The 727-nt window shown below is 68.2% G+C and carries 1 protein-coding gene; it reads left to right on the top strand.

Annotated elements, in window-relative coordinates:
• Nucleotides 1-727: porin (locus MKK60_RS21475; protein WP_243988515.1), on the top strand; the 727-nt coding region annotated here is incomplete at both ends.

Raw genomic sequence — 727 nt, 5'->3', positions numbered from 1 at the left:
GACGCTGCCTACCAGCCGTCGTACTCGCGCCAGAACGGCTCGAACAACGGTGACAGCACCGGCTACCGCACCCGCCTGCGCATCAACCTCGACGCCCGCACCCAGACCGCCTACGGCACCCTTCGCGCGTTCGTGCGCCTTGAAGCCGGCAGCGGCTCCGGCTATTCCGGTCTCGGCACCTCGGGCACGAACCAGCGCATCGGCAACGCCTACCCGGCCCTCGGTGTCGATCAGTTCGGCCGGCTGCAGCAGTACGTGAACGCCGACAAGGCCTTCATCCAGTTCGCGGGCTTCACCGCCGGTCGCGCCTCGTCGTTCTTCGACTTCTACGCTCACGACTTCGAGCTGGCCGGCGCCACCGCCGGCTCCGACGTGTCCTCGACCAACCTGATCGCCTACACCGCGACGCTCGGCAACGGCTTCTCGGCGACGCTCTCGGCCGAAGATCCGACCTTCCGCCGCACGCCGATCTTCTCGCCGACCACCAACGCTAATAACGTGACGCTCAACACGTCGGCGGCCGCGTTCGGGCAGACCAACTCGCCGATCCCGGTGTTCATCGGCTACAACGCTGCTGGAGCCGCGGCCCGCTACAGCTTCGTCGATGGCATCGAGCGCAACCGGATGCCCGACTTCGTCGGCGCCCTGCGCTACGATGCGGCCTGGGGCTCCGCCCAGCTCACCGCCGCGGTGCACGAGCTGAACGTCGGCAACGTCGCCAACGGCG

Origin of the sequence: Methylobacterium sp. J-092, from assembly GCF_022829325.1 — a bacterium.
Classification (GTDB): Bacteria; Pseudomonadota; Alphaproteobacteria; order Rhizobiales; family Beijerinckiaceae; genus Methylobacterium.
Note: the sequence above shows the minus strand (reverse complement) of the source record. Positions and strands in the feature narration are given on the sequence as shown.